The sequence below is a fragment of the Chromobacterium haemolyticum genome (assembly GCF_009936155.1).
Lineage (GTDB): Bacteria > Pseudomonadota > Gammaproteobacteria > Burkholderiales > Chromobacteriaceae > Chromobacterium > Chromobacterium haemolyticum.
The window spans coordinates 437456-464161 of sequence record NZ_AP019312.1; the positions used below are offsets into that span (position 1 = coordinate 437456).

The following is a 26706-nucleotide window of genomic DNA, read 5'->3' on the forward strand; positions in this document are numbered from 1 at the left end:
CAATCTGACTGCGGTTTGGGGCGAGGGGTTTCTCCTCGGTCCTGCCCGTCCCGGATAGTGTTCCGTGCGAAATAACGCACTTGCTCTTTTAGAGGATTGAAAGGAACTGACATGCGAGTACAGCCTTCGGTAAAGAAGATTTGCCGCAACTGCAAAATCATTCGTCGCAATCGCGTAGTTCGCGTGATTTGCACGGATCCGCGTCACAAGCAAAAACAAGGCTAACATTTGTTAGACCTGGATTTGCGTGTTACAATCGCAAACTTTTCAAGGTCTTAAGGCTTAAGGAAAGAGTATGGCCCGTATTGCAGGGGTAAACATCCCCAATCATGCGCATGCCGTTATCGGCCTGCAGGCAATTTTCGGCATCGGTCAGACTCGCGCCCAGCAGATTTGTGCTGCTGCCAGCGTGAACCCTTCCACGAAAGTGAAGGATCTGACTGACGCTGAAATGGAAGCTCTGCGTGACGAAGTCGCCAAGTTCACCGTTGAAGGTGATCTGCGTCGCGAAGTCACCATGAGCATCAAGCGTCTGATGGACATGGGCTGCTATCGCGGCTTCCGCCATCGTCGTGGCCTGCCGTGCCGCGGTCAGCGCACTCGCACTAACGCTCGCACCCGCAAGGGGCCGCGTAAGGCGATCGCCGGCAAGAAGTAATTAATAGGAACAACAGATAATGGCTAAAGCAAACACAGCAGTTCGTGTACGCAAGAAAGTGCGCAAGTCTGTTAGCGAAGGCATCGTGCACGTGCACGCTTCGTTCAACAACACCATCATCACGATCACCGACCGTCAAGGCAATGCATTGTCTTGGGCTACCTCTGGCGGCGCTGGTTTCAAGGGCTCGCGCAAGAGTACACCCTTTGCTGCTCAGGTAGCAGCAGAGCACGCTGGTAAAGTTGCCCAAGAATACGGTGTGAAGAACCTCGAAGTTCGTATCAAGGGCCCGGGTCCGGGTCGTGAATCCGCTGTTCGCGCACTCAACGCGCTGGGTTTCAAGATCACCAGCATCTCCGACGTGACGCCGGTACCGCACAACGGTTGCCGTCCGCCCAAAAAACGTCGTATCTAATTCGGAGAGTGTGAGAACATGGCACGTTATATCGGCCCTAAGTGTAAGCTCGCTCGTCGTGAAGGCACCGACCTTTTCCTGAAGAGCGCGCGTCGTGCACTGGATTCCAAGTGCAAACTGGATAGCCCTCCGGGCCAGCATGGCGCTCGTAAGAGCCGCCTGTCTGACTACGGTGTGCAACTGCGTGAAAAGCAGAAAATCCGTCGTATTTACGGTGTACTCGAGCGTCAGTTCCGCAATTACTTTGCGGAAGCTGTGCGTCGCAAAGGCTCCACGGGTGAAAACCTGCTGAAGCTGCTCGAGGCCCGCCTGGATAACGTTGTATATCGCATGGGCTTTGGCTCCACTCGCGCCGAAGCGCGCCAGCTGGTTAGCCACAAGGCTATCGTTGTGAACGGCCAGGTTGTGAACATTCCGTCCTACCAGGTTAAAGCCGGTGACGTAGTGTCCGTCCGTGAAAAAGCCAAGAAACAGGCCCGTATCGTAGAAGGTCTGGCTCTGGCCGAGCAGGGTGGCTTCCCGTCTTGGGTTCTGGTTGACTCCAAGAAAATGGAAGGCACTTTCAAATCCGCTCCGGAACGTTCCGAACTGTCTAGCGATATCAACGAACAACTCGTTGTGGAATTCTACTCCAAGTAATCGCTAGCTCTTAGGGAATGACTATGCAAAACAGCGCTTCGGAATTTCTGAAACCTCGTCTTATCGACGTTCAGCCGGTTTCCGCCACTCACGCTCGTGTGTCGATGGAGCCGTTCGAGCGCGGCTACGCTCATACTCTGGGTAATTCGCTGCGCCGGATTCTGCTGTCGTCGATGCCGGGCTATGCTCCGACCGAAGTGACTATCGCTGGCGTTTTGCATGAGTATTCCGCACTTGATGGCGTGCGCGAGGATGTCGTAGACATCCTCCTCAACCTCAAGGGCGTAGTGCTTAAGCTGCATGGTCGTGACAGTGTTGTGTTGTCCTTGAAAAAGGACGGCGAAGGCGCTGTCTTGGCTGGCGATATCGAACTGCCGCACGATGTGGAAGTGATCAATCCGGACCACGTGATTTGTCACATCTCTTCTGGCGGTAAGATCGACATGGAGATCAAGATCGAAAAAGGCCGCGGCTATCAGCCGGTGTCGGTTCGATCCAATCATGAAGACAACCGTTCCATCGGTACCATTCAACTGGATGCTTCCTTCTCGCCGGTTCGCCGCGTGAGCTTCGCTGTGGAAAGCGCCCGTGTTGAGCAGCGTACCGATCTCGACCGCCTGGTTCTCGATATCGAGACCAACGGCGTGATTGAGCCGGAACAGGCAGTGCGCAACGCTGCCCGTATTCTGATGGATCAGCTGTCGATCTTTGCCGATCTCCAAGGCACAGCGGTTGAAGAAGTCGTTGAAAAGGCGCCGCCGATCGATCCGATCCTGCTGCGTCCGGTAGACGATCTTGAACTGACGGTTCGTTCGGCCAACTGCCTGAAAGCTGAGAACATTTATTACATCGGCGATCTGATCCAGCGTACTGAAACCGAGCTTCTGAAGACTCCGAACCTCGGCCGCAAGTCGCTGAACGAGATCAAGGAAGTTCTCGCTTCCAAAGGCCTGACTCTCGGGATGAAACTCGAGAACTGGCCGCCTGCTGGCCTCGAAAAGCCGTAAGGTTTGAGATAAAAGGACATTAACAATGCGTCATCGTTACAGTAATCGTAAACTGAACCGCACGACCAGCCATCGTCTGGCGATGCTGCGCAACATGGCGAATTCGCTGCTGAAGCACGAAGTTATCGTGACCACGCTGCCGAAAGCCAAGGAACTGCGTCGTGTGGCCGAGCCGTTGATTACGCTCGGCAAAAAGCCGTCTCTCGCCAACCGTCGTCTGGCGTTTGACCGCACTCGTGACCGCGATATCGTGGTTAAACTCTTCGACGTTCTCGGCCCGCGCTTCTCCGCTCGCAATGGTGGTTATGTGCGTATCCTGAAGTACGGTTTCCGCAAGGGCGACAACGCCCCGATGGCTCTGGTAGAGCTGGTGGACCGTGCGGAAGATGCCGTAGCGGTTGAAGACAACTCCGCCGAGTAATCGACGAAGTTGAGAAAGAAGCCAGGCGCAAGCCTGGCTTTTTTCATTGCCGGAAAAAAACCCGCCTTTGAGCGGGCTTTTTCTTATCCGGCGCCAGCTGGCGGGGTGGCTTAAAAAATCGAGAGGCCTGTGCGCGTGGTGAAGCGATCCAACGCTTCCAGGCCCAGCACCGAATTGCCCTTGCTATCCAGTTCGGGGCTCCACACGGCGATGCTCATTTTGCCGGGTATGATGGCCAGCATGCCGCCGCCAACGCCGCTTTTCACTGGCAGGCCGACGCGGTAGGCGAACTCGCCGGCGGCGTCGTAAGTGCCGCAGGTCAGCATCACCGCGTTGATTTGCTTGGCCTGGCTGCGGCTTAGCGACTGCAAGCCGTCTCGGGTGATGCCGTGGTTGGCGAGGAATAAGCCTGCATTGGCCAGCTCCACGCAGTTCATCGTGATGCTGCAGCTGTTGAAATACTGCTGCAGTACGGTTTCCACCTCGTTGTCGAGGTTGTCGTAGCTTTTCATGAAGTGCGCCAGCGCTGCGTTCCGATGACCGTGGGCGCGCTCGGATTCGGCGACGCGGGCATTGCCGCATAGCGTGGCGTTGCCGGACTCTTGGCGCAAGCGGGTCAGCAAGGCGCCGTGGGCGTCTTCAAAATGGCTGATGGCGCGGTCGGTGACCACCAGCGCGCCTGCGTTGATGAAGGGGTTGCGAGGAACGCCGTCTTCGTATTCCAGCTGCACCAGTGAATTGAACGGGTTGCCGGACGGTTCTTTGCCTACATGGCTCCATAAGGAGTCGCCATCGGCCTCCAGCGTGAGCGCCAGCATGAAGGCTTTGGAAATGCTTTGGATGGAGAAGGGGACGGCGGCGTCGCCGCAGCGGTAATGGCGGCCGTCCAAGGTGGTGATGGCCATGCCGAATTGGCGTGGCGGCACTTCGGCCAGCGCCGGGATGTAGTCTGCGACGCGGCCTTGGCCGTAGTAGGCGGCAACTTCGTCGTGGATTTGATCGAGTAAGTCTTGCAGATTCATTAATCTATTCAGCATAAATCAGTCAAAACGCCGATGGCCGGCGTTGGAAAATCAAAACTCGTAGCGGGTTTCCAGCACGCTGAATTCAGCGCCCAACTCCAGCAGGCCTTCATTGCGAGGCACCAAGTTGACGCCGAAGCAGACGCCTTCCGGCAAGGTGCGGATGCTGACCAGCGTGCGTAAAGGCTGCTGCTCCGGCGACTTGATGCCGGTATCCGGGTCTACCGTGGTCAGCACGCAGCGAGTGCAGGGCTTGGCGACATCGAACACCACATCGCCGATCTGCACGACTTTCCAATCGTCCTCTTCCCAGGCGTAATCGCCATTGACCACCAGATTGGGGCGGAAATGCCGCAGAGTAACCGGTTGATCCAGTTCGTCGTTCAGCGCATCCAGCGATGCCTGATTCACTAGTAAATAAGGATAGCCGTCGGCGAAGGACATCGCGTGTTCGCTGTCCTTCAGCCGGCGATTGGAATGCATGCCTAGCCATAGCAGCCGGCAGGGTTCGTCCAGTACTTCGCTGAACCAACGATCGACCGCGGCATCGCCGTGATAGGCGGCGAAGTTGTCCTTCCATACTGTGGCCGGCGCTTCTTGCTGGTATTGAGTGCTCATTGCCAGCACCGGCGGCTTGCCTGGAAATTTGAACAGCGCGCCGCCGGGAATCAGGTCCACCTCCACGCGCACTAGCTGCGGGTGGGAGCGGGCGGTGAAGAAGCGGCCGTTCTCGCTCGCCAGAAGCCACTCGCGGTCATGCAGCAGGCCCTGCTTGCCGGCGAAGGCGCGGCTGTAGGAAAGGCCGCGACAGGATTTCAACGGATGGACGAACATTTCGACAAGTTGCATGAAGGGCTCCGCTAGGCTGTGGTTACCGCATGTTATCACTGTGGCGGGCAACTCAGAAAATCCCACAGCCGACGGTCCTGGCTGAAGGCGACATTGAAGCGCAGCCAGTCGGAGGGCATGCCGTAGGCGCGGAATAGATGGCCGGGCGCGAGGAGGATCTTGTGTTGCTGCGCCTGTTCGGCCAGCTGTCTAGAGTCCAGTTCGCCAGGCGGCCGCGCCAGCAGGAACAGGCCGTTGGACGGCCGCGCGAACAACTGCCAGCCGTGTTCGAGAAACAGTTGCTGGCATTGCGCTTGGGCTTCGGCCAACCGTGCGCGCAGCCGCTCCAGCTGACGGCGGTAGCGGCCCTCTGACACCAGTTCCAGCGCCAGCCTTTCGTTCAGCTCCGGCGAGGTCAGCCCGGACATCATCTTGTAATGGACGATGCGCTCTAGCAGTTCGGTCGGGCCGCATAGATAGCCCACGCGCAGGCCCGGCGACAGCGACTTGGAGAAACTATCGATGTAGAGCACGCGCTTGAGGCCATCCAGCGCCGCCAGCGCGGGTTGGCGGTCGCCGGCGAAGTCCGCGGAAACATTGTCTTCCACGATCAGGAAGTCGTACTCCTCTGCCAGCCGCAGCACCTGGTGAGCGACGGACGGCGAATAGCTGGAGCCAGTGGGGTTTTGCAGCCAGGGATTGGTGAAGAAGGCCCGCGGTCGATGCTGGAGCAGCAGCGCGCGCAACTGCTCGAGATCGGGGCCATGTTCGGTCCAAGGCACGGGAACCAGCTTGAACTCGCGAAACGCCAGGCAGGACAGCAGGTTGCAATAGCCTGGATCGTCCACTAGCACGGTGTCTCCGGCTTGTAGCAGCGCGCAGGCTGCCATGTCCAGCGCGCGGCTGGCGCCCTGAGTCAGCGCGATGTCGTCGGCGCGTGCCGGGATGCCCCGTTCGGACAAGCGGTCGGCCAGATGCTCGCGCAAGGGCAGAAAGCCTTTTGGATCGCCGTAGCCGGGAGCAGCGACGGCGTCGCGGGCTAGTTGCCTTAATGCTTTTTGCTGCGCTTCGGCGTCGTACCAGTGGGAGGGCAGCCAGCCGCAGCCAGCGAACAGGGTATTGGCGTCCTGCTGGTAAATCTTGCGAAGCAGCCAGTATTCGTCCACTGGCCAGACGCGAGGAGCTGCCGGCAGATCGGGGGGGCGGCTTTCCCGTCTAGCCTCCACGTAAAAGCCCGAGCCCGGCCGCGCGGCCAGATAGCCCAGAGTCACCAGCCTATCGTAGGCCTCAGCCACGGTGAAAGGGCTGACGCCCAGTTCCCCTGCCATTCTACGAATAGATGGGATTTTTGCGCCTTTGCGCCAATGGCCGCATTGGATGGCGGAAATAGCTGAATTGACGATGTTTTCAACCAATGTAATGCCATCCATGGGCATAAGATTCAGGCTAGCCATTGCGCGTTATTTGAGCATCATTGATATTGGGCCTGTCCGTTGAGAACAGCTTGTGATAAATATCTTGTCATAAGCCGGATGGCATGTCGCAGCCGTTGATCTGTATGTTTTTTGTTGAGCTTTGCGGACGAAACGGCTAAGACAAGAATAGAGCCTACTGGCATTGAGAATGATCATAACAGTGCTTTGTCGTGGATTGACAAGCAATCGCGGCAGGCCAAGTCGAATTGGGGATGGAGGACGGAAATGCGCTCTTTGCGTGTAAAGTTGATTGTATTCATTGCGGTGTTGCTGGTTTTGCTGGGCGCCATTATTACGGCCCTGGTGTATACCCAGATGCGCAACGAGATTGTCCAGGGAGTGGACAATGAGCTGTCCAGCACCTCACGCGGTTACGCCAATCTGGTCAAGGACTGGTATGGCAGCAAGGTCAAGGTGGTGATTGCCGGCAATCCGGTGGTGGGAACGCCAGAGCCTATGCCGATGCTGGCGCGCTTGAGTCAGGCCGGCGGCTACGACATGACCTATATCGGTACCGCTGACCACAAAATGATCCGTTCCGACTTCAAGCCGCAGCCGGCGGGTTACGATCCGGTGGCGCGACCTTGGTATCAGCAGGCTCAGGCCAGCGGCAAGCCGGGCGTATCCGATCCCTACGTCGATTTCGACACCAAGAAACTGGTAGTGACTTTCGTGTCACCGGTGTTCGACGGTTCCACGCTGAAAGCAGTGGTGGGCGGCGACATCTTCATCGACGATCTGGTCAAAACCGTGCTGTCCGCCAAGCTGCGCGGCAACGGCTACGCTTTCCTGGTGGATAAGGCCGGCAAGGTGATCGCGCACCCGGACACCACGCTGACACTGAAGCCGCTGGCGGAAAAAGTGCCGGCGCTGACCGGCGAGAAGCTGGTGCAGCTGTCCACCAGCAGCGCGATGGAGGAAATCGAAGTCAACGGCGAGACCAAGCTGGTGCAAGTCGACCCGGTGGAAGGCACTAACTGGCTGCTGGGCGTGATGATAGACAAGTCCGTGGTCAGCGAGCCGCTGGAAAAACTGCTGCTGACCGTGGTGGGCCTGGGCGCGCTGTGCGTGGTGGTGCTGATCCCGGTGGCCAGCGTGATGCTGAGCAAGATGCTGGCCGGCTTGGGCCGCTTGCGCAATGCGATGCTGGAAATCTCCAAAGGCGAAGGCGATTTGACCCGCCGCATCGAGGTGCAGGGCCAGGATGAGATTGCCGAAACCGCTACCGCGTTCAACAGCTTCATCCATCGCTTGCAAAGCATGTTCGTGGCGGTGCGAACCGAGGCGGAAAACGTCACCAACGGCGTGCAGAGCGTGGCCAGCACCGTGGATCAGGTGGCGCGCGACTCTCGGCAGATTTCCGATGTGTCCAGCTCCAACGCCGCGACGCTGGAGGAAATCACCGTCAGCATTTCCCATATCGCCGACGCCGCGCGCGAGGCGGATTCGCTGGTCAACCACACCGGTACCGTATCTAGCGAAAGCGCAGACGAAATGCAGCGCATCTCCCGCGAGATGAACAGCACGGTGGAGGCGGTGAAGGGCTTGTCCGGCATGTTGGTGTCGCTGGATCAGCGCTCGCAGCAGATCAGCGGCATCACCAATGTGATCAAGGATATCGCCGATCAAACCAACTTGTTGGCCTTGAATGCGGCGATTGAAGCGGCGCGCGCCGGCGAAATGGGCCGCGGTTTCGCGGTGGTGGCGGACGAAGTGCGCAAACTGGCCGAGCGCACCGGCCAGGCCACGGTGGAGATTTCCAGCATGGTCAGCACCATCCGCGAGGAAACCAGCCAGGCGGTGACCAATATGCAGCGCACCGTCAACTCGGTGGACGACGGCGTGGAACTGACCGACAGCGCGGTGCAGCGTATCGAGCAGATCCAGCAGGCGATGCAGGAAGTGATGGCCAAGATGAACGAGATCACCTTGTCCACAAGCGAGCAGCACAAGGCCACCACCTTGATCGCGCAGAGCACCGAGCAGATCAACGGCCGCATTGTCGACAGCGACGGCGCCTTGCAGACCGTGCACGACACCTTGAACGATTTGTCGCAGGCGGCCAAGGATATGCGGCAGCTGTTCTCCAGCTTCCGCGTCTGAGTCGATTGGCGCGACAGAGGAAACCCGGCTACGGCCGGGTTTTTTCATGGTTTTGGACTGTACTGGCGACTTTGCCGATACGGGGCGGTGCAAATTCGCGCTAACTGTACCTGTAATTGTATTGGTGTCGCGGCTAGATTAGTTGTCATCATTCGGCCAAGAGCCAGGGGAGACAACGATGAATCAGCCGCAGATGGACGCGTTCTGGATGCCGTTCACCGCCAACCGCCAGTTCAAGAGCGCGCCGCGCATGCTGGTGAGCGCCGACGGCATGTATTACACCGACGACCAGGGCCGCAAGATCCTGGACGGCAGCGCCGGCCTGTGGTGCGTGACCGCCGGCCACAACCGCAAGCCCATCGTCGAGGCAGTGCAGCGACAGGTGGCGACGCTGGACTATGCGCCGCCGTTCCAGATGGCGCATCCCAAGGCTTTCGAGGCCGCCGACAAGCTGGTGGCGATGGCGCCCAAGGGCTTGAGCAAGGCGTTCTTCGTGGGTTCCGGCTCAGAGGCGGTGGATACCGCACTGAAGATGGCGGTGGCTTATCACCGCGTGCGCGGCGACGCCGCCCGCGTTAAGCTGATCGGCCGCGAGCGCGGCTATCACGGTGTCAACTTCGGCGGCATCTCGGTGGGCGGCATGGCCGGCAACCGCAAGCATTTTCCGGTGTCCTTGCCGGCGGTGGACCATTTGCGCAGCACTCACGACCTTGCCCGCAACGCTTTCAGCCGCGGCGAGCCCGAGCACGGCGCAGAATTCGCGGACGAATTGGAAGCGCGGATACTGACCCTGCACGATCCGTCCACCATCGCCGCCGTCATTGTCGAGCCGATGGCCGGTTCCACCGGCGTTCTAATTCCTCCCAAGGGCTATTTGCGGCGTTTGCGCGAAATCTGCGACCGCTACGGCATCCTGCTGATTTTCGACGAAGTGATCACCGGTTTCGGCCGTTTGGGCGCGGATTGGGCCGCCAACAAGTTCGGCGTGCTGCCGGACATCATCACCTGCGCCAAGGGCCTGACCAACGGCGTGGTGCCGATGGGCGCCTTGCTGGTGAAGCCGGAGATCCACGACGCCTTCATGGCCGCCGCCGGCGAGCGCATGATCGAGTTCCCGCACGGCTACACCTATTCCGCCCACCCGCTGGCTTGCGCCGCGGCGATCGCCTCGCTGGACCTGTACCGCGACGAGCAATTGTTCGAGCGCGCCGCCGGCCTGTCCGCTTATTTCGAGGAGCGTGCGCACGCTTTGCGCGGCCAGCCCTACGTCAAGGACATCCGCAATTTGGGCCTGGTGGCCGGCATTGAACTGGACAGCCGGGCGGGCGCGGCTGGACAGCGCGGTTTCGATGTTTTCCTCAAGTGCTGGGAACAAGGCGTGCTGGTGCGTTTCACCGGCGACATCCTGGCGGTTTCGCCGCCGCTGATCATTGAGAAGCACGAGATCGACCGGCTGTTCGAGACCATTGCCTCCGCCTTGCGCGCCTGCGAATGAGCGCGGCGCCGAATACCCAACCTATACCCATCGGAACGAACATGCAGACCATTCCTCATTACATTGGCGGCGAACGCTGCGAAGGCCGCAGCGGCCGCTTTGGCGATGTCTATAACCCGGCGCTGGGCAGCGTCGCCGCCCGCGTGCCGCTGGCGAGCCCGGACGAGGTCCAGGCCGCGGTGGCTGCGGCGCGCAAGGCTTTCCCGGCCTGGGCGGAAACCTCGCCGCTGAAGCGGGCGCGGGTGATGTTCAAATTCAAGGAGTTGCTGGAGCAAAACCAGCAGCGGCTGGCGGCGCTGATTTCCAGCGAGCACGGCAAAGTAGTGTCCGACGCCATCGGCGAGGTTACCCGCGGCCTGGAAGTGGTGGAGTTCGCCTGCGGTATTCCGCAGCTGCTGAAAGGCGAGTTCACCGAGCAGGTGGGCGGCGGCATCGATAGCCATTCCATGCGTCAGCCGCTGGGCGTGGTGGCCGGCATCACCCCGTTCAACTTTCCGGCCATGGTGCCGTTGTGGATGTTCCCGGTGGCGCTGGCCTGCGGCAACTGCTTCATCCTCAAGCCGTCCGAGCGCGACCCGTCCGCCGCCTTGCTATTGGCCGAACTGCTGCAGCAGGCCGGCTTGCCGGCCGGAGTATTCAACGTGGTGCACGGCGACAAGCAGGCGGTGGACGCCTTGCTTGTCCATCCTGACATCGCCGCGCTCAGCTTCGTCGGCTCAACGCCCATTGCCCAGTACATCTACGAAACCGGCGCGCGCCATGGCAAGCGGGTGCAGGCGCTGGGCGGCGCCAAGAACCACCTGGTGGTGATGCCGGACGCGGATCTGGACGGCGCGGTGGAGGCGCTGATCGGCGCCGCCTACGGCTCGGCCGGCGAGCGCTGCATGGCGATCTCAGTGGTGCTGGCGGTGGGCGATATCGGCGACGCGCTGGTGGAGCGGCTGGCAGAGCGCGCGCGCAATCTGAAGATAGGCGTGGGCGACGACGCGGCGGCGGAAATGGGGCCGTTGGTGACGCGCCAGCATTTGGACAAGGTGACCGGCTATGTCGATCAGGGCGTGGCCGAAGGCGCGCAACTGGTGGTGGACGGCCGCGGCTACCGCCATCCCGGTCACGAGGACGGATTTTTCCTCGGCGGATGCCTGTTCGACCATGTGACGCCGGAGATGACCATCTACAAGGAGGAAATCTTCGGGCCGGTGCTGGCGGTGGTGCGGGTGCCGGACTTCGACAGCGCGGTCAGCCTGATCAACGCCCATCCCTTTGCCAACGGCACCAGCATCTTTACCCGTTCCGGAGGCGCCGCGCGCGAGTTCGGCCACCGCATTCAGGTGGGCATGGTGGGCATCAATGTGCCGATTCCGGTGCCGATGGCTTTCCACAGCTTTGGCGGCTGGAAAGCTTCGTTGTTCGGCGACCATCATATGCACGGCCCGGAAGGTGTGCGTTTTTATACTCGGATGAAGACGGTGACCAGCCGCTGGCCGGTCAAGATGACCGCCGAATTCGTGATGCCGACGATGAAGTGAGCATTGGCGAACTAAAAGCAGAGGAATGACGACTCTGGATGCGGGCATGCGTGCTCGCGTCCAGCTTAACCCGGAGCGATCCGGGTTTTTTTATGCTATTGATGCTTTTCATCGAAATGCCTCAAACTGGGACTAATCGCATAAAAAGAGCGATAAGCACTGTCTAGAATAAGTTAACAAGGTGTGGGGAGATGGAGATGAATAAAACAACAATGAGCCTGCGCGGCCGGCTGCTTTTGCTATTAGTGGCGATGGCGCTGCTGGTGACGGCGATAGGTGTGCTCTCGGTGATGCGAGAGCGGGACACCATGTTGCAGGACCGCAAGGACAAGACGCGCAATCTGGTGGAGTCCGCAGCGGCGCTGGTGACGTCTTACGAGAAGATGGCGGCGGACGGCAAGATGAGCGAGCCGCAGGCCAAGCAACTGGCGGCGGCGGCCTTGAGCAGCATGCGCTACGACGAGCGCGAGTATTTCTTCGCCTTCGACAAGGGCCTGACCTACGTCGCACACGGCGTGAAGCCGGCTTTGATCGGCAAAAATCTGCATGGGGTCAAGGAGGGGAGCGGCCAGGACATGGGCCAGCTGTTCGACCAGGCCTTGAGCGCAGGAGGCGGCAAGGGCTATGCCGCTTATGTATGGGACAAGCCGGGTTTTGACGCGCCGCAGCCCAAGATCTCCTATTTGATGACCTCCCCCGGCTGGGGCTGGGTGCTGGGCACAGGCATTTATCTGGACGATGTGGCGGCCGCCTATCACAAATCGTTGTTCAACCTGGCGTTGGAGGTTGGCGTGATCCTGCTGCTGCTGGCTGGTCTGGGCGGCTACATCATGCGCAGCGTGCTGGGCCAGTTGGGCGGCGAGCCGGCGGTCACTGTGGACATCGTCAAGCGCATCGCTGCCGGCCAGCTGGATATGGCGGTGCCGGTGAAGGCTGGTGACCGCGATAGCCTGCTGGCCAATGTGGCCGGCATGCAGGGAGAGTTGCGGCAGCTGGTGGGCGAAATCGCCGCTGCGGCCAATCGGGTGTCGGAGATGAGCGCGGATGTCAGCAGCCATGCCAGCGAAGTGGCGAACGGCTCGGAACGGCAGAGCGAGGCGGCTACCTCGATGGCGGCGTCGATAGAAGAACTAACTGTCAGCATCAACCATATTTCCGACCGCGCGCAGGACGCCCGCAGCTTGTCCGAGCAGTCCGGTGAATCGTCGCAGCAGGGCAGCGAGGTGATTTCGCGCGCGGTGGCGGAAATGCGCCGCATTAATGAGTCAGTGGAGCTGGCCGCCGGCACCATCAACGAGCTGGTGGATAAGGCCCAGGTGATTTCCGGCATCATGCAAGTGATCAAGGACATCGCCGATCAAACCAATCTCCTGGCTCTGAACGCGGCGATCGAGGCTGCGCGCGCCGGCGAGCAGGGCCGCGGCTTCGCGGTGGTGGCGGACGAGGTGCGCAAGCTGTCCGAGCGCACCGCTCAGGCTACCGAAGAGATTGCCGGCATGATCGCCGAGATCCAGCAAAGCTCAACCCAATCGCACGGTTCGATGGAAGAGGCGGTGCGGCGCGCCAAGAACGGCCTGGAGCTGGCCGAGCAGGGCGGCGCGGCGGTGGGCGAGATCAGTCAGAGCGCCGGCGGGGTACTGGGCGTGGTCAACGATATTTCACACGCGCTGAAGGAGCAAGGCACCGCCAGCCAGGATATCGCCCAATACGTCGAGCAGATTGCGATGAGCTCCAGTAAGAACGCGCAGGCGGCGTCCACCGCCTCGGCGGCACTGGCGGACATGCGCCAGCTGGCCGGCAGTCTGCGCGGGCTGGTGTCGCGCTTCCGCTGTTGAGAGGAGACGCGGCGGCCTGGGCCGCCGCCGTTTCCCCCGCCGCCTCAGCGGCCGATCTCGGTGCGCACGTCCAGCAACTCCGGGAAGAAAGTCAGCTCCAGCGCCTGCTTGAGGAAGCGCACGCCGCTGGAGCCGCCGGTGCCCTGTTTGAAGCCGATGACCCGTTCCACCGTCTTCATGTGCCGGAAGCGCCACAGGTGGAAGTATTCCTCCACATCAACCAGCTTTTCCGCCATCTCATAGGCTTCCCAGTGCTGCTGCGGGTGATCGTAAATGGTCTTGAACAGCGGGATCAGTTCCGGATTGCGCTGATAGGGCTGCGACCAGTCGCGCTCCAGGCTGGAGGCCGGCACCGGCAGGCCGCGGCGCGCCAGATGGCGCAGGAATTCGTCGTAGAGGCTGGGCGCGTCCAGAATGGCTTTCAGCGCCGCGTGCTTGTCCGGCTCATGGGCGAACACGTTGAGCATTGCCTGGTTCTTGTTGCCCAGCAGGAATTCGATGGAGCGGTATTGGTGCGACTGGAAACCGGAGGAGTTGCCTAGCACGTCGCGGAATTCCATGTACTCGGACGGCGTCAGCGTTTCCAGCACCGCCCATTGTTCAAACAGCAGGCGCTGGATCTGTTTGACCCGCGCCAGGCATTTGAAGCTGGGGCCCAGCGTGTCCTGCTGGACGAAGCGCACCGCGGCCTGCAACTCGTGCAGCATCAGCTTCATCCACAATTCCGACGTCTGATGCTGGATCACGAACAGCAACTCGTCGTGGTGCGGCGGGTTGGACAGCGGCTTCTGGCAGGCCAGCAGTTCGTCCAGGCACAGATAGCCGCCGTAGCTCATGCGCTCGGAAAAGTTGGTGACGATCCCGGCTTCCAGTTTTCTCTCGTTCATGGTTTTTCCCTTGTAGAGGCGGCGCGTCTTTCTTGGTGTGGTTCCGGTGCGGGACCGGTTCGCGCCGCCGGCGAATGATGATCGGGAATCCGGGGCCGAATGTCAAAACGCGCGATGTTCCGGTGAGGAAACATCGCGCGTTTTCAAGGCGAAGGTAGCCAAGGCTCAGGGCCGGTGCTTGCGGCCCAGCAGCATGGCCAGCAGCAGCAGCGCCGCGCAGCCAATCAAGACCGGCGCATTGCCGTGGCGCATATAGGGGGTCAGCCCCTGGCGGCCCTGGGCGAAGCCCTGCAGCACCTGGCGGGTGTAGGGCGCCGCCACCGAGGCGATTTCGCCGTCCGGGCGGATGATGGCGGTCATGCCGTTATTGGTGGCGCGCAGCATGTAGCGGCCGTTTTCCAGCGCGCGCGCCTGGGATAGCTGCAGGTGCTGGCTCATCGCCACGCTCTTGCCGAACCAGGCCAGGTTGCTGACATTGGCCATGATGCTGGCTTGGGAAGCCGGGCCTATCAGCTCTTCGCCGAAGCTGTCTTCGTAGCAGACGTTGAAGGCGATTTTCTCGCCGGCCAGTGCCAGCGGCGGTTGATTGGCGCCACCGCTGCTGAAGCCCGACATCGGCATGTTCATGAACTGGTAGATCCAGCCTATCAGGCCGGGCACAGGAATGAATTCGCCAAACGGCACCAGATGGTCCTTGGCGAAATACGGTCGGCCCGGTGTGGTCAGCGCCACCACCGCGTTCAAATAACCGCGGCCGTCGTTGGTGCGGCGGGGCACGCCGGTGGCCAGCGCCATGCCGGCGCGCTGGGCCTGCCCTTCCATCATGCTCAGGTAGCCGGACGGCAGGTCGTCGAGGAACAGCGGCAGCGCGGTTTCCGGCAGCAGCATCAGGTCGGCGCGGGCGGTGGCCACTTGCTGGTAATACACGCGCAGGGATTCTTCCAGGTTTTCCGGCGACCATTTCAGTTCCTGGGCGATATTGCCTTGGGCCAGCGCCACGCTGATCGGCTTGCCCTGAGGCAAGGTCCATTCAATGCTTTTCAGCCAGAAGCCGTTGCCCCATACCGCCAGCGCGGCGATCAGCAGGCCTGCACGCATTTTCCAGCCGCTGTGAACCATCAGCGCCAGCGCGCCGGCGGACAACGCCACCAGGTAGGTGACCAGATGGGAACCGCCCAGCGGCGCGTAGCCGGCCAGCGGGCTTTCCGTGATTTGGGAGTAGCCGGCGGCTGCCCAGGGGAAACCGGTCAACACCCAGCCGCGCAGCCATTCCCCCAGTTCCCACAGGGCCGGAAAGGCCAGCAACCAGCGTTGCCAAGGCTTGGCGGTGACGCGAGCGCTCAGCCACATCGCGAGGCCCGGGTAGAGCGCCAGATAGGCCGGAAGCAACAGCACCAGCGGTAAGGCGATCCAGACCGGCAAGCCGGCCACGTCGTGCAGGCTGTTGTAGATCCAGTTGAAGTTGCTGGTGTAGGAGGCCAGGCCCCAGACATAGCCGATCCAGAACGCGCGTTGCGGGTGGCGCTGGGTCAGGTCAGCCAGCGCCGCAAGCGATAGCGGCATGATCCAGAACAAGCGGTAGGGGGCGAAGGCGAACAGCGTGAGGCTGCCAGCCAAGGCGGCTGCCAGCAGGACCAGTAAAGTGCGCATGGTAGGCATCAGGCGAAGCCGGCCGGAAAAAGCCGGCCGACGGATTGTCAAATAGCTGATATTCATCTTAGGAGCGGCAGGCGCGGGCACCAAGCCCAATCCGGTCTCATGTGCCTGGAGATGGTTTTCCAAGTCTGCCTTCGAGCCGGAGAGCGAGGGCGAAACAAGGCGAAAACGGCGGAGAAAGCGGAGTGTGCGCAGGGTACATGAGCACTTCTAAGGTGTACGCACCGTGTAATACTCCCCGACACGCGGCCGATTATAAACAGGGTCTTAGACCTCGCTGGTCTCGCCGGCCTGAATCCGCTCCACCAGCAGAGTGTCTACGCGGCGGTTGTCGGCGCGCAGCACGGTGAAGCGCAGGCCGGCGGCTTCCACCGCTTCGCCGCGCTTGGGCAGGTGGCCGGTCAGGGAGATCACCAGGCCGCCGACGGTGTCGACGTCGTCGTCTTCGAAATCGGTTTCAAAGTAATGGTTGAAGTCCTCGATCTCGGTCAGCGCCTTGACCCGGTAGCGCTGATGGCCGCGCACCGGCAGGATATCTTCCTCGTCGTCCTCGGTGTCGTATTCGTCCTCGATGTCGCCGACGATCTGCTCGATCACGTCTTCAATGGTCACCAGGCCGGACACGCCGCCGTATTCGTCCACCACTACCGCCATGTGGTTGTGGGTGGCGCGGAAATCCCGCAGCAGCACGTTCAGCGGCTTGGATTCCGGCACAAACACCGCCGGGCGCAGCACCGCTTTCAAATCGAAGCTGGCCGGCGCGTGGAAGTAGCGCAACAGTTCCTTGGCCAACAGAATGCCCAGCACGTCGTCCTTGCTGTCGCCTATCACCGGAAAGCGCGAGTGTCCGGAGTCGATCACCATCGGAAGGAAACGGGTGATCGGGTCGTCGCAGCTGATCACGTTCATCTGGCTGCGCGGGATCATCACGTCGCGCACGGTCAGCTCGCTGACTTCCAGCACGCCTTCGATCATGCCGAGCGCTTCCGCGTCCAGCAGGTTGCGCTCGAATGCGTTGTGCAAGAGTTCGATCAACTCTTCGCGATCTTCCGGCTCGCGCAGCAACATGGTGGACAGGCGTTCCAGCCAAGTCGGCCGCGGTTTACTGGGGTCTTCCATTTCTTAGAACTGCTCCTCTTGATAGGGGTCGGGATATCCTAGCCTCTGCATGATGACGGTTTCAAGCGTTTCCATGGTTTCGGCTTCGTCGTCTTGCTCGTGGTCAAAGCCCTGCAGATGCAGCATGCCGTGCACCAGCAGGTGGGCATAATGGGCTTGCAGCGGCTTGTTTTGCTCGGCGGCCTCTTTTTCCACCACCGGCGCGCACAGCACCAGATCGCCGATCAGCGGCAGGCCCGGCACCGGGTCGCCCTCGTTGAGGGCGAAGCTCAGCACATTGGTGGCGTAGTCCTTGCCGCGGTAGTCGCGGTTCATTTGACGGCCTTCGTCCGCGTCCACGATCAGGATGCTGACCTGGGCCTGCTTGACGCCGGCTTGCAGCGCAGCCTGGCTCCAGCGGCGCAAATCCGCGGGCCGCGGCAGGGCGGCGGTTTGGCTGCGCACCTCCAGGCTCAGTTCCAGGCGCGCGGCCAGGCGCGTCAGCAGCGGGTTACGCTTGGCTCTTTTCATCTTGCTTGCTTTGGTATTGGTCGTAGGCGTCGACGATTTTCTGCACCAGCGGGTGGCGCACCACGTCGTCGCTCTGGAAATGATGGAAATGGATGCCGCGCACCTTGTCCAGAATGCGCTCCACTTCGACCAGGCCGCTTTTCTGATGGCGGGCCAGGTCGATCTGGGTCACGTCGCCGGTGATCACCGCCCTGGAGCCGAAGCCGATGCGGGTCAGGAACATCTTCATCTGTTCCGGCGTGGTGTTCTGCGCCTCGTCCAGGATAATGAAGGCGTTGTTCAGCGTGCGGCCGCGCATATAGGCCAGCGGCGCGATCTCGATCAGGTTCTTCTCGAACAGCCGGGTCACGCGATCAAAGCCCATCAGATCGTACAGCGCGTCGTACAGCGGCCGTAGATACGGATCCACCTTCTGCGCCAGGTCGCCGGGCAAGAAGCCCAGCTTCTCGCCGGCCTCCACCGCCGGGCGCACCAGCACGATGCGTTTGACCGTGTCGCGCTCCATCGCGTCCACCGCGCAGCCCACCGCCAGATAGGTTTTGCCGGTGCCGGCCGGGCCAATGCCGAAGGTGATGTCGTGTTGCTGAATGGCTTTGATGTAGCGGCTCTGGCGCGGCGTGCGGCCGCGCAGATCGCCGCGGCGGGTCACCAGCACCGGCGCGTCTTCGTCTTCGGCGGCAGCCGTTGCGCCGTTGGGCGCGTGACGGCGCAGTTCCACCAGGCACAGTTGCACGTCGTCTATCGACAGCTCCTGTTTTTCCGCCAGCAGATAGAGCCGGGTCAGCGCTTCCACCGCTGTCTTGGCCTGTTCGCCTTGCACGTGGAAGCTTTCTCCGCGGCGCTGCACGGTCACGTCCAGGCCGGTTTCTATCTGTTTCAGGTTTTCGTCCAGCGGGCCGCACAGGCGGGCCAGCCGTTCGTTGTCGACGGGATTGAAGCTGAGGGGTTCGGCGTGCGATGTAGTCATGCGGCTCGTAGTCTGGGTCGTTGTCGGAGGCCCGCGGCGGGGCGGGACGACCGATGGACAAGGGTTAAGGCTGCGGCGTTCATCAAATGTTCCGCAGACAATCCAGTTCCGGCGCGCTCATGCTGGCGTGGAACTCGGTGATCTCGTAGCGGGCAAGGCCGGCGATGGCGAACGGATCGCGCGCCAGCAGGGCTTCCAGCTCGGCGCGTTCGCCGCGCGCCAGGATCACGCCGCCGGTGCGCGGGCTTTTGCGGCCGGAGGCCAGCAGCAGGCCGGAGGCGTAGCCCTGCCGCAACCAGGCGACGTGCGCTTCCAGCTGCGCGTCGATGTCGGACAGCGGGGCGATATAGCTTAGCGAAACGATGAACATGGCGGCGTCAGCTCGGATGTAAAGCGCCAAGCATACGCCCGCCCGCGGCGGCCGGCGTAAAAAAATGGCGGGCGGACATCATGCTCAGACGGTTTCCGCGATCAGCGCCTCGCCCACAAGCGAGTGCGGACGCGCTTCGGTGATGCGCACGTCTATCATCTGATTGAGCAGGCGCGGGTGGCCTACGAAGTTGACCACGCGGTTGTTGGCGGTGCGTGCCGCCAGCATGGTGGCGTCTTTCTTGGACACGCTTTCCACCAGCACGCGTTGTACGGTGCCCACCATGGATTGATTGATGGCGAAGCCCTTGGCCTCAATCACCTCGTTCAGGGCCTCCAGGCGACGCACTTTTTCCGCGTGAGGGGTATCGTCCGGCAGATTGGACGCCGGCGTGCCCGGACGCGGGCTGTAGATGAACACGTAGCTGAAGTCGACTTCCATGTCTTTGACCAGCTTCAGCGTTTGTTCGAAGTCGGCCTCGGTTTCGCCGGGGAAGCCGACGATGAAGTCGGAGGACAGGCACAGGTCCGGCCGCAGCGCGCGCAGCTTGCGGATGATGGATTTGTACTCCAGGCCGGTATAGCCGCGCTTCATCGCCGCCAGTACGCGGTCGGCGCCGCTTTGCACCGGCAGGTGCAGATGGGACACCAGCTTGGGCAGCTTACCGTAGCAATCGATGATGCGCTGGCTGAATTCGCGCGGGTGGCTGGTGGTGAAACGGATGCGCTCCACGCCCGGCACCTCGTGCACGTATTCCAGCAGCAGCGCGAAGTCGGCGATTTCGCCATCGGACATCGCGCCGCGATAGGCGTTGACGTTTTGTCCCAGCAAGGTGATTTCCTTGACGCCCTGCGCGGCCAGGCCGGCGATTTCGGTCAGCACGTCGTCAAAGGGGCGGCTGACTTCCTCGCCGCGGGTGTAAGGCACCACGCAGAAAGAGCAATACTTGGAACAGCCTTCCATGATGGAAACGTAAGCCGCGCCGCCTTCCACCTTGGCCGGCGGGATGTGGTCGAACTTCTCGATTTCCGGGAAGGAGATGTCCACCTGGGAGCTGCCGCTGGATTGGCGCGACTTGATCAGGTCCGGCAGGCGGTGCAGGGTTTGCGGGCCAAACACCACATCGACGTAGGGCGCGCGTTTGACGATGGTCTCGCCCTCCTGCGACGCCACGCAGCCGCCGACGCCGATGATCAGATCGGGTTTGGCCTCTTTCAGCGGGCGGATGCGGCCCAGATCCGAAAACACTTTTTCTTGCGCCTTTTCGCGCACGCTACAGGTGTTGAACAGGATGATGTCGGCTTCTTCCGGATTGTCCGTTTTGACCATGCCTTCGGAGTCGGACAGCACATCCGCCATTTTGTCCGAGTCGTACTCGTTCATTTGGCAACCAAAAGTCTTGATGTATACCTTTTTCATTGCAGCTAGATTCCAGCGTGTTTCTGTCAATTCGCCGCGGGCCAGACCCGACAGGCGCCGCCATGGGCGGCTGAGTTTATTGGGACGGTTGGGCGGCTGCTTCGGCTTCCCTTTGCTTCAGCATCTCCACTTCCTCGGGGCGCAGCACCCAGATCCGATTGATCTGACCTTGCATATTGAAGGTGACGCCCACCGGGCGGCCTTCCAGGCTTTCCAGTTGGCCGCGCAGCAGGAAGCGGTTGTGCTCGTCGAAGATGCGCAGGCCGGGCGCCAATGGGAACTGGCGTTCGGAGCGGATGAAAATGCCGAGCAGGCTTTCCAGCAAGGAGCGGTCTTTCTTGACGAACTCGATGGTGGCGTCATCCGCGGCGCGGACGGTGCCGGCCTTCAGTTCCATCGGCAGCAAACGGCCGGCCAGGGCCGGGGCGGCGAGCCATGCCGCACACAGGGCGACTATGAGTATTTTCATAAGGAATTGAATACGTTGCGCGCGATTCTATCATAGCTTGGCCAAGGGGCTGGCCAAATCTTCCTTGCAGCATAGGCGTTTTGGCGCGCCGATGCGGCCGGCGTTCACAAGGCGCGTTGCATGCCGACCGCGCCTTCGCCATAGGCCTGGCGGGTGTAATCGTCGCGCGCGCAGGGCTGGTAGCCAAAGCGTTTCCAGTAGCGCGCGGCGCCCTGAACCGCCACCAACCGTGCCTGGCGCAGTCCGCGCCGTCGGCCCTGGCCCAGTACGGTTTGCACCAGGCGCGGTCCCAGACCATGGCCGCGCGCATCCGGGTGCAACGCCAGATCGTGGATGAACAAGGTGTCGACTGTTTCCGGCAACCGCTCCAGCGGGCGGTTCAGGCTGGGCGGACGGCCGCCGGCCCAGGGGTGGGCGAACACATAGCCCAGTACCTGTCCGGGGCGCTCCGCCACCCAGCAGGTGTCCGGGGATAGCCGGTGGCGCGAGGCCAGCGCGTCGCGGCTTTCTATCAGCGACGGGGGATAGCAGTGTTGCTGAACTTGCAGCACGGCGGGAAAATCTTGAACTTGCATCAGGCGCAGGACAATGGCGTCCTGCCGGCGACAGACTGCGGACATCGGGTGCGGGCCAATCCATGGAAGACAAAAAGCAAAGCGCGCGGCAAGAGCCGCGCCGCGTCGAAGGCGGCGATTATAGCCTCCGGGAGAGCGGGGGGCCAGCCGGCCTCGGGGAGGATTGCATGGGGGCGGTTCAGGCGCCTATACCACAGCAAGACGCGATGTCAGACGCGTGTGGGCGGGAGCATGATGCGATGACGATACCTGCGCCGGTGCGGCCGCTGGAGCAAGACTTCGACGCTTATCTGATCGATGCTTTTCAATGGCGCAGCCTGGGGTTCCAGGGGGTGGGGGTGTTGGGCGCGCTGGGCTTTCTGCTGGTGCGCCGCCTGTACGGCGGCATGGTGCCAGGGTGGTTGTTCCTGGCGGTGGGCCTGGGGCTGGGCGGCTTGATCCTTCTGCAGATCGTGGCGCGGAGCGGCCGTCTTTTGCTGTTATGGCAGGTGTTGTTCGCCATTGGGTATTGCCTGGCGATGAAGCGAGCGCTGGATGCCGGCGGCTACGGCGAGTACCTGTTGTTGCCAACGCTGGGCGTGTCGGCGTTGGTAATGTCGATCAGCATGTCCAATATATGGCACACCCTGAGTTTTTGGGGACTGTTGTTGTTGGTGTTCGATCCCGCGCGCGTTTTTTTGCGTTGGGGCGGCGAGCAGACGATTTACGGCTTCGGCTTTCTGGCCATCATCATCGGCGGCATGGTGTTGGTGCATCTGCAGGTAGTGCAAACCCTGCGCAGCAACCATCTTTTGTTGAACAAGCTGAGGCGGCAGGCTTTTTACGACTCGCTGAGCAGCCTGCCCAACCGGCGCTCCTTTCTGCAGCAGGCGGAGTACGCGCTTGGACATGAGGACATTGCGTTCTATCTGGCCATTATCGATATCGATCTATTCAAGCGCATCAATGATACCCATGGGCACGCGGTGGGGGATCAGACGATACGCGAGGTCAGCGCCTTGTTGGCCGAAACCTTTCACGACCAGATTTACGGCCGCATCGGCGGCGAGGAGTTCGGCGTGCTGCTGGCGGCGCGTAGCGACGCGGCGGGGCAGGCGCGGTTGGAGTGTTTCCGCCAACAGGTGCGTGCCGCCCCTTTCCCTCATGGGCGGGTGACGGTCAGCGCCGGTGTTTGTCAGGTGGGAAACGGCGGCTTGCAGCAGGCTTTCCACCGGGCGGACCAAGCGCTGTATCAGGCCAAGTCCGGCGGCCGTGATCGGGTGATCGCCTGGCAAGCGGCTTGAAAGGCCATTCACGGCTCAAAGCCCGCGAGGGTTTAGCTGGCTTTCGTCCGCGTTTGCCTTCCGGCGCGGCCGGCTGCCCCGTCACGAAGCCGGCATTGAATTTCTGACGGAAAAATGGTCTATTCCTCATCCGCCTTTTCATCGAGTCGTCCGCTATGTCGCATTGGCTGTCCCAGATCGCCCCCGATTCCGTTCGTCGCACCCCGCTGGGCGCGCGCGGCCATAATCTGCTGCTGACGCCGCTGGCCGCGCCGCGGCCCTTGCCGCTGAGCGCGGACGAGCAGGACATGGTGCGCGGCTGGCTCAAGACGCGGCGCGACCGCGCGCGCTGGAGCACGCTGCTGGCTCCGGCGGACAGCCCGGCTCTGGCGGAGAACCTGCTGCGCCGTTTGCTGGAGGCCGGCTGGTGCGAGGTAGAGCTGCACGCCGAAACCGGGCTGCGCTTCCAGCCTTTGCATCCGTTCTGGGTGCAGTGGCTGGACATGTACGGCCTGCGTCACTTATTGGGCATGGCCGACGCGCAGCCTCAGGCCGAAGTGGTGGAGCTGTGGCGCGGCTGGCAGCCGCGCCATCCGTGGCTGCTGGGTCTGGCGGAAAGCCTGAGTCCGCACTTGCAATCCTCTACGCTGGAACGCCGTCTGAAACTGGCCCAGGCGCTGGATCAATGGCTGCTGGACGGTTGTTGGGGCACTGAGCGTCAGTTCTCGCAGCGCGCGCTGGGGCGCAGCAAGGCTTTCGGTGCCGCGGACCGGCAGTGGCTGGCGGAGTTCGGCGTGGATCTGGAAGCTTGTGGCATCGCCGCCCACACTCCGCACGTTTTCTTGTCCGGGCCGCTGGGTTTGTGGGCCGGGCAGCAATGCCTGTTGTCCGCCGCCTTGCTGCAGCAAGGCGTGGCCTTGGGGCCGGAGGCGTTGATGAGCGTGAGCGCGGTGGAGGGCGCAATCCGCAGCGTGCGCATCGTGGAGAACCTCAGCGTGTTCCAGACGCTCAGCCAGCAAGCGCTGCCGGTGTTGACCGTCTGGGTGCCGGGCCAGCCGCATCAGCGTTGGCGCGAGGCGGTTCGTCACTTGTTAAGCCTGCTGCGGGTGCCGGTGCAGATCGCTTGCGATTTGGCTCCGTCCGGCATCGCCGTCGCCATGGCCGCCGGTCAGGTGGCGGAGCAGGCCGGGCGGCCATGGTCGCCGTGGCGGATGCAAGCGGAGCAATTGACGCTGGCCAACGGCGCCCAGCCTTTGAGCGAGGCGGAGCAGACGCAGTTGGCGCGTTTGATGGGCGGCGGCTTGCCGCCCTTGCTGCATGGCCTGGCGATGGAGATGCAGGAGAAGCAGTGCAAAGTGGAGCAAGAGGCGTTGTTCATCGAGGACTGGGGAGACTGAGCGTTCGTCGTCCGGCCCGCTGAAAACAGCCGCGCGAATCCGGCTTCGACGACGGGCGGCAAGCGGAAAAGACGGATGGGCGGCAACGCGCCGGCAATGACATTCGGGCAAATTGGGGCGGGTGTGAAAAAACTGCCCGGCAATGGGTACACAGCGAGAAAAAGCTGCGTTATCATCGCCCCCCAAACCCTTGATGGCAAAGCAAGATATCAAGGTTTTCAGGAATTGAGAGAGGCTGGCGGGGTGTCAGGTGCCCCCGCCGGCCTCTTGCTTTTGGGCCGCCGTTTGGGCGCGTGCGCGCGCCGCCTGAAGAGGAACATCATTCCCATGCTGATTGGCTTCGTCGTTGTTTATTTGTTGTTGTCCGTGGGCATCGGCCTGTACGCCGCCACCCGCGTGCGCAATGCCCGCGATTTCGCCGTGGCCGGCCGCAGCCTGCCGTTTCCCATTGTCACCGCCATGGTGTTCGCCACCTGGTTCGGTTCAGAAGCGGTGCTGGGCATTCCGGCCACCTTTATCGACAAGGGCTTCGCCGGCATCGTCGAAGACCCGTTCGGCTCCTCGATGTGCCTGGTGCTGGTGGGGCTGTTGTTCGCGCGGCCGTTGTACCGGCTCAATCTGCTGACCATAGGCGACTTCTACAAACAGCGCTTCGGCCGCAATGTGGAGCTGTTTGTGTCGCTGTGCATCATCGCCTCCTACCTGGGGTGGGTGGCGGCGCAGTTGACCGCGCTGGGCGTGGTGTTCAACGTGCTGTCCCAAGGCGCGATCAGCGCCAACGCCGGCATGCTGCTGGGCGCCGGCATCGTGCTGGTGTACACGCTGTTTGGCGGCATGTGGTCGGTGGCGCTGACCGATTTCTTCCAGATGACGGTGATTGTCGCTGGTCTGCTTTATCTGACCTGGTTGATTGGCGACATGGCCGGCGGCCCGGTCAAGGTGCTGCAGCACGCGGCGGCGCAGGACAAGTTCACCATGATTCCCAGCCTGTCGCCCAAAGATGTTGTCGGCTTTGTTGGCGCCTTGCTGACCATGATGCTGGGTTCGATTCCGCAGCAGGATATTTTCCAGCGGGTGATGTCGGCCAAGAACGAGAACGTCGCGGCGCGCGCGTCCATGGTTGGCGGCGGCCTGTACCTGACTTTCTGCATGCTGCCCATCTTCATCGGCTTTGCCGCCACCCTGATCGATCCAACCATGGTGAGCCGCTGGATGCAGCAGGACGCGCAGATGATTCTGCCCAGCCTGATCCTGGAGCGCACGCCGCTGTTCGCGCAGGTGATGTTCTTTGGCGCGCTGCTGTCCGCCATCATGTCCACCGCGTCCGGCACTTTGCTGGCGCCGTCGGTGACCTTTACCGAGAACGTGCTCAGCCGTTTTATCCCGGTGATGTCGGACCGCCAGTTCCTGCTGGCGATGCGGCTGACCGTGGTGGGCCTGGCCATTATTACCACGGTGTTCGCGCTCTTGTCCGACGCCACCATCTACGAGATGGTGGGCAATGCCTACAAGGTGACGCTGGTGTCGGCGGTGGCGCCGTTGTTCGCCGGCTTGTTCTGGAAGCGTTCGACGCCGCAGGGCGCCTTGCTGGCCATCGCGCTGGGCTTGGGCAGCTGGCTGGCGTTGGATTGGTTCGGCCCGGCGGACCCGTTCTGGCCGCCGCAACTGGCGGGCCTGGGCTTCAGCATTGTCGGCATGGTGGCCGGCAGCCTGCTGCCGCAGCGCCTGGGGCGCGGGGCGCTGGCTGCAGTGGGTCGCTTCTGACCTGACCTTAGAGCCTGTTCACAGTCTCGCGAGCCAGGGCGAGACAAGGCGAAAACGAGCGAAAAAGCTGAGTGTACGAGGGGTACATGAGCATTTCGAAGCGATTTTCAACGCCGTATCGCCAACGCGCAGCAGATCGTGAACAGGTTCTCAGAAGTTGGCTGGGGTGTTGGCGCTAATGATCTCCGCCTCGTCCGGCCCGATATTGCGGAATTTGTGCGGCAGGGTGCTGGGGAAGTAATAACCGTCGCCGGCGGAGAGGATGCTGATGTGGCCGTCCACGGTCAGCTCCACCGTGCCGCGCACCACCACGCCGCACTCCTCGCCCTCCGGATGGGTGATCATCTCTTTGCCGGTGTCCGCGCCCGGCGAATACAGCTCGCGCAGCATGCGCATCTGGCGGTTGGGGTTGGAGGCGCCGATGATCAGCAGCTTCAGGCCGTCGCGGCCCAGGTCCGGCTGTTGGTCGCGGCGGAAGGTGTAGGGGTCGCTGGGCGGCGGTTCGCCAAAGGTCAGGAATTCGGTCAGCGTCATCGGGAAACCCTGAATCAGCTTCAATAGCGAACTAATGGACGGGCTGACCCGGTTCTGCTCGATCAGCGAGATGGTGGCGTTGGCCATGCCGGCCCGTTTCGCCAGCTCGCGCTGCGACAGCGCGAAGTGCTCGCGCACTTGTTTGACGCGTAATCCAATATCCATGCCTGTAACCTCGGTGGCGTGCCCTTGTCGGCCTCTGCTTAGTATTTTCGACAATTTTTCGAATAGCGTCACAGTATACTGATGTCGCCGCCGGCGATGCAGCGCAATTCGCGCTTTCTGGCCCGCCGCGGCGCATTTTCCAAGTCAGGCCTCATTTTGCTGCGTCCATCGGCCTTTCTCTCTCC

At 61.9% G+C, this 26706-nt stretch carries 26 protein-coding genes; 13 read left to right on the top strand and 13 right to left on the bottom strand.

Annotation, left to right across the window (positions count from 1 at the left end):
- Positions 1 to 111 precede the first annotated feature (111 nt).
- The 6 genes from rpmJ (at position 112) to rplQ (ending at position 3140) form a co-directional block, all read left to right on the top strand.
- The gene (rpmJ, locus tag GYH29_RS02065; protein ID WP_011137711.1) at positions 112 to 225 is read left to right on the top strand and encodes a 50S ribosomal protein L36; all 114 of its coding nucleotides are present in this window, start codon (positions 112 to 114) and stop codon (positions 223 to 225) included.
- Between the two features lie 70 nt (positions 226 to 295).
- Positions 296 to 658, top strand: coding sequence for a 30S ribosomal protein S13 (gene rpsM, locus GYH29_RS02070; protein WP_019102771.1), 363 nt, complete (start codon positions 296 to 298; stop codon positions 656 to 658).
- A gap of 19 nt (positions 659 to 677) precedes the next feature.
- Positions 678 to 1073, top strand: a complete 396-nt coding sequence (gene rpsK, locus GYH29_RS02075) for a 30S ribosomal protein S11 (RefSeq protein WP_008955659.1) — start codon at positions 678 to 680, stop codon at positions 1071 to 1073.
- An 18-nt stretch (positions 1074 to 1091) separates the two neighbouring features.
- A complete protein-coding gene (gene rpsD, locus GYH29_RS02080) occupies positions 1092 to 1712 on the top strand; it encodes a 30S ribosomal protein S4 (RefSeq protein ID WP_043594097.1) in 621 nt (206 codons plus the stop codon).
- 23 nt (positions 1713 to 1735) lie between these two features.
- On the top strand, positions 1736 to 2719 hold the full coding sequence (locus GYH29_RS02085) for a DNA-directed RNA polymerase subunit alpha (RefSeq protein ID WP_039755788.1): 984 nt from the start codon (positions 1736 to 1738) through the stop codon (positions 2717 to 2719).
- Between the two features lie 25 nt (positions 2720 to 2744).
- Positions 2745 to 3140: a 50S ribosomal protein L17 gene (gene rplQ, locus GYH29_RS02090; protein WP_019102992.1), complete on the top strand. Its 396-nt coding sequence runs from the start codon at positions 2745 to 2747 to the stop codon at positions 3138 to 3140.
- 110 nt (positions 3141 to 3250) lie between these two features.
- On the opposite strand, the gene GYH29_RS02095 is transcribed toward rplQ, so the two are convergent.
- The 3 genes from GYH29_RS02095 to GYH29_RS02105 are packed head-to-tail and all read right to left on the bottom strand — an operon-like array spanning position 3251 to position 6444.
- On the bottom strand, positions 3251 to 4162 hold the full coding sequence (locus GYH29_RS02095) for a glutaminase (protein WP_019102991.1): 912 nt from the start codon (positions 4160 to 4162) through the stop codon (positions 3251 to 3253).
- Between the two features lie 51 nt (positions 4163 to 4213).
- Positions 4214 to 5011, bottom strand: coding sequence for an MOSC domain-containing protein (locus GYH29_RS02100; protein WP_019102990.1), 798 nt, complete (start codon positions 5009 to 5011; stop codon positions 4214 to 4216).
- A gap of 35 nt (positions 5012 to 5046) precedes the next feature.
- Positions 5047 to 6444: an aminotransferase-like domain-containing protein gene (locus GYH29_RS02105; RefSeq protein ID WP_039755786.1), complete on the bottom strand. Its 1398-nt coding sequence runs from the start codon at positions 6442 to 6444 to the stop codon at positions 5047 to 5049.
- Positions 6445 to 6690: 246 nt separating this feature from the next.
- Here GYH29_RS02105 and GYH29_RS02110 point away from each other — a divergent pair, with 246 nt between their 5' ends.
- The 4 genes from GYH29_RS02110 (at position 6691) to GYH29_RS02125 (ending at position 13427) form a co-directional block, all read left to right on the top strand.
- On the top strand, positions 6691 to 8568 hold the full coding sequence (locus GYH29_RS02110) for a methyl-accepting chemotaxis protein (protein ID WP_019102988.1): 1878 nt from the start codon (positions 6691 to 6693) through the stop codon (positions 8566 to 8568).
- Between the two features lie 178 nt (positions 8569 to 8746).
- The gene (locus GYH29_RS02115; protein WP_019102987.1) at positions 8747 to 10063 is read left to right on the top strand and encodes an aspartate aminotransferase family protein; all 1317 of its coding nucleotides are present in this window, start codon (positions 8747 to 8749) and stop codon (positions 10061 to 10063) included.
- A 41-nt stretch (positions 10064 to 10104) separates the two neighbouring features.
- Complete coding sequence (locus GYH29_RS02120) at positions 10105 to 11592, top strand: CoA-acylating methylmalonate-semialdehyde dehydrogenase (RefSeq protein ID WP_161523104.1); 1488 nt, start codon at positions 10105 to 10107, stop codon at positions 11590 to 11592.
- A 197-nt stretch (positions 11593 to 11789) separates the two neighbouring features.
- Complete coding sequence (locus GYH29_RS02125) at positions 11790 to 13427, top strand: methyl-accepting chemotaxis protein (RefSeq protein WP_141113104.1); 1638 nt, start codon at positions 11790 to 11792, stop codon at positions 13425 to 13427.
- Between the two features lie 44 nt (positions 13428 to 13471).
- Here the strand turns inward: GYH29_RS02125 and kynA are convergent, their stop codons facing one another.
- The 9 genes from kynA to GYH29_RS02170 all read right to left on the bottom strand — a co-directional run bounded on the left by kynA (position 13472) and on the right by GYH29_RS02170 (position 21444).
- Positions 13472 to 14314 (bottom strand): tryptophan 2,3-dioxygenase, encoded by an 843-nt coding sequence (kynA, locus tag GYH29_RS02130; protein WP_081574302.1) that lies wholly within the window; start codon positions 14312 to 14314, stop codon positions 13472 to 13474.
- Positions 14315 to 14479: 165 nt separating this feature from the next.
- Positions 14480 to 15964: an apolipoprotein N-acyltransferase gene (gene lnt / locus GYH29_RS02135; RefSeq protein ID WP_081574450.1), complete on the bottom strand. Its 1485-nt coding sequence runs from the start codon at positions 15962 to 15964 to the stop codon at positions 14480 to 14482.
- Positions 15965 to 16237: 273 nt separating this feature from the next.
- Complete coding sequence (locus tag GYH29_RS02140; RefSeq protein ID WP_019102982.1) at positions 16238 to 17089, bottom strand: HlyC/CorC family transporter; 852 nt, start codon at positions 17087 to 17089, stop codon at positions 16238 to 16240.
- A 3-nt stretch (positions 17090 to 17092) separates the two neighbouring features.
- Complete coding sequence (gene ybeY, locus GYH29_RS02145; RefSeq protein ID WP_161523105.1) at positions 17093 to 17599, bottom strand: rRNA maturation RNase YbeY; 507 nt, start codon at positions 17597 to 17599, stop codon at positions 17093 to 17095.
- Positions 17580 to 18566 (bottom strand): PhoH family protein, encoded by a 987-nt coding sequence (locus GYH29_RS02150; protein WP_161523106.1) that lies wholly within the window; start codon positions 18564 to 18566, stop codon positions 17580 to 17582. Before GYH29_RS02150 ends, ybeY begins: the two co-directional genes overlap by 20 nt.
- An 82-nt stretch (positions 18567 to 18648) precedes the next feature.
- Entirely contained in the window at positions 18649 to 18936 is a 288-nt protein-coding gene (locus GYH29_RS02155) for a YciI family protein (protein ID WP_019102979.1), read from the bottom strand.
- Between the two features lie 84 nt (positions 18937 to 19020).
- Positions 19021 to 20355 carry a tRNA (N6-isopentenyl adenosine(37)-C2)-methylthiotransferase MiaB gene (miaB, locus tag GYH29_RS02160; RefSeq protein ID WP_019102978.1) on the bottom strand — a complete coding sequence of 445 codons (1335 nt, stop codon included), beginning with the start codon at positions 20353 to 20355 and terminating at the stop codon, positions 19021 to 19023.
- Between the two features lie 76 nt (positions 20356 to 20431).
- A complete protein-coding gene (locus GYH29_RS02165) occupies positions 20432 to 20824 on the bottom strand; it encodes a hypothetical protein (protein WP_019102977.1) in 393 nt (130 codons plus the stop codon).
- 104 nt (positions 20825 to 20928) lie between these two features.
- A complete protein-coding gene (locus tag GYH29_RS02170) occupies positions 20929 to 21444 on the bottom strand; it encodes a GNAT family N-acetyltransferase (protein WP_019102976.1) in 516 nt (171 codons plus the stop codon).
- 194 nt (positions 21445 to 21638) lie between these two features.
- Here GYH29_RS02170 and GYH29_RS02175 point away from each other — a divergent pair, with 194 nt between their 5' ends.
- The 3 genes from GYH29_RS02175 to GYH29_RS02185 all read left to right on the top strand — a co-directional run bounded on the left by GYH29_RS02175 (position 21639) and on the right by GYH29_RS02185 (position 25822).
- A complete protein-coding gene (locus GYH29_RS02175) occupies positions 21639 to 22682 on the top strand; it encodes a GGDEF domain-containing protein (protein ID WP_157222134.1) in 1044 nt (347 codons plus the stop codon).
- 155 nt (positions 22683 to 22837) lie between these two features.
- Positions 22838 to 24058 carry a DUF2399 domain-containing protein gene (locus GYH29_RS02180; protein ID WP_161523107.1) on the top strand — a complete coding sequence of 407 codons (1221 nt, stop codon included), beginning with the start codon at positions 22838 to 22840 and terminating at the stop codon, positions 24056 to 24058.
- A gap of 327 nt (positions 24059 to 24385) precedes the next feature.
- A complete protein-coding gene (locus tag GYH29_RS02185) occupies positions 24386 to 25822 on the top strand; it encodes a sodium:solute symporter family protein (RefSeq protein WP_019102973.1) in 1437 nt (478 codons plus the stop codon).
- A 150-nt stretch (positions 25823 to 25972) separates the two neighbouring features.
- Here the strand turns inward: GYH29_RS02185 and GYH29_RS02190 are convergent, their stop codons facing one another.
- Positions 25973 to 26521, bottom strand: coding sequence for a cupin domain-containing protein (locus GYH29_RS02190; protein WP_019102972.1), 549 nt, complete (start codon positions 26519 to 26521; stop codon positions 25973 to 25975).
- Positions 26522 to 26706 lie beyond the last annotated feature (185 nt).

Bases quoted from the DNA above. Each gene is read 5' to 3' on its own strand.
- rpmJ (WP_011137711.1), top strand. From the start codon at position 112: ATGCGAGTACAGCCTTCGGTAAAGAAGATTTGCCGCAACTGCAAAATC.
- rpsM (WP_019102771.1), top strand. From the start codon at position 296: ATGGCCCGTATTGCAGGGGTAAACATCCCCAATCATGCGCATGCCGTT.
- rpsK (WP_008955659.1), top strand. From the start codon at position 678: ATGGCTAAAGCAAACACAGCAGTTCGTGTACGCAAGAAAGTGCGCAAG.
- rpsD (WP_043594097.1), top strand. From the start codon at position 1,092: ATGGCACGTTATATCGGCCCTAAGTGTAAGCTCGCTCGTCGTGAAGGC.
- GYH29_RS02085 (WP_039755788.1), top strand. From the start codon at position 1,736: ATGCAAAACAGCGCTTCGGAATTTCTGAAACCTCGTCTTATCGACGTT.
- rplQ (WP_019102992.1), top strand. From the start codon at position 2,745: ATGCGTCATCGTTACAGTAATCGTAAACTGAACCGCACGACCAGCCAT.
- GYH29_RS02095 (WP_019102991.1), bottom strand. From the start codon at position 4,162: ATGAATCTGCAAGACTTACTCGATCAAATCCACGACGAAGTTGCCGCC.
- GYH29_RS02100 (WP_019102990.1), bottom strand. From the start codon at position 5,011: ATGCAACTTGTCGAAATGTTCGTCCATCCGTTGAAATCCTGTCGCGGC.
- GYH29_RS02105 (WP_039755786.1), bottom strand. From the start codon at position 6,444: ATGGCTAGCCTGAATCTTATGCCCATGGATGGCATTACATTGGTTGAA.
- GYH29_RS02110 (WP_019102988.1), top strand. From the start codon at position 6,691: ATGCGCTCTTTGCGTGTAAAGTTGATTGTATTCATTGCGGTGTTGCTG.
- GYH29_RS02115 (WP_019102987.1), top strand. From the start codon at position 8,747: ATGAATCAGCCGCAGATGGACGCGTTCTGGATGCCGTTCACCGCCAAC.
- GYH29_RS02120 (WP_161523104.1), top strand. From the start codon at position 10,105: ATGCAGACCATTCCTCATTACATTGGCGGCGAACGCTGCGAAGGCCGC.
- GYH29_RS02125 (WP_141113104.1), top strand. From the start codon at position 11,790: ATGAATAAAACAACAATGAGCCTGCGCGGCCGGCTGCTTTTGCTATTA.
- kynA (WP_081574302.1), bottom strand. From the start codon at position 14,314: ATGAACGAGAGAAAACTGGAAGCCGGGATCGTCACCAACTTTTCCGAG.
- lnt (WP_081574450.1), bottom strand. From the start codon at position 15,964: ATGCGCACTTTACTGGTCCTGCTGGCAGCCGCCTTGGCTGGCAGCCTC.
- GYH29_RS02140 (WP_019102982.1), bottom strand. From the start codon at position 17,089: ATGGAAGACCCCAGTAAACCGCGGCCGACTTGGCTGGAACGCCTGTCC.
- ybeY (WP_161523105.1), bottom strand. From the start codon at position 17,599: ATGAAAAGAGCCAAGCGTAACCCGCTGCTGACGCGCCTGGCCGCGCGC.
- GYH29_RS02150 (WP_161523106.1), bottom strand. From the start codon at position 18,566: ATGACTACATCGCACGCCGAACCCCTCAGCTTCAATCCCGTCGACAAC.
- GYH29_RS02155 (WP_019102979.1), bottom strand. From the start codon at position 18,936: ATGTTCATCGTTTCGCTAAGCTATATCGCCCCGCTGTCCGACATCGAC.
- miaB (WP_019102978.1), bottom strand. From the start codon at position 20,355: ATGAAAAAGGTATACATCAAGACTTTTGGTTGCCAAATGAACGAGTAC.
- GYH29_RS02165 (WP_019102977.1), bottom strand. From the start codon at position 20,824: ATGAAAATACTCATAGTCGCCCTGTGTGCGGCATGGCTCGCCGCCCCG.
- GYH29_RS02170 (WP_019102976.1), bottom strand. From the start codon at position 21,444: ATGTCCGCAGTCTGTCGCCGGCAGGACGCCATTGTCCTGCGCCTGATG.
- GYH29_RS02175 (WP_157222134.1), top strand. From the start codon at position 21,639: ATGACGATACCTGCGCCGGTGCGGCCGCTGGAGCAAGACTTCGACGCT.
- GYH29_RS02180 (WP_161523107.1), top strand. From the start codon at position 22,838: ATGTCGCATTGGCTGTCCCAGATCGCCCCCGATTCCGTTCGTCGCACC.
- GYH29_RS02185 (WP_019102973.1), top strand. From the start codon at position 24,386: ATGCTGATTGGCTTCGTCGTTGTTTATTTGTTGTTGTCCGTGGGCATC.
- GYH29_RS02190 (WP_019102972.1), bottom strand. From the start codon at position 26,521: ATGGATATTGGATTACGCGTCAAACAAGTGCGCGAGCACTTCGCGCTG.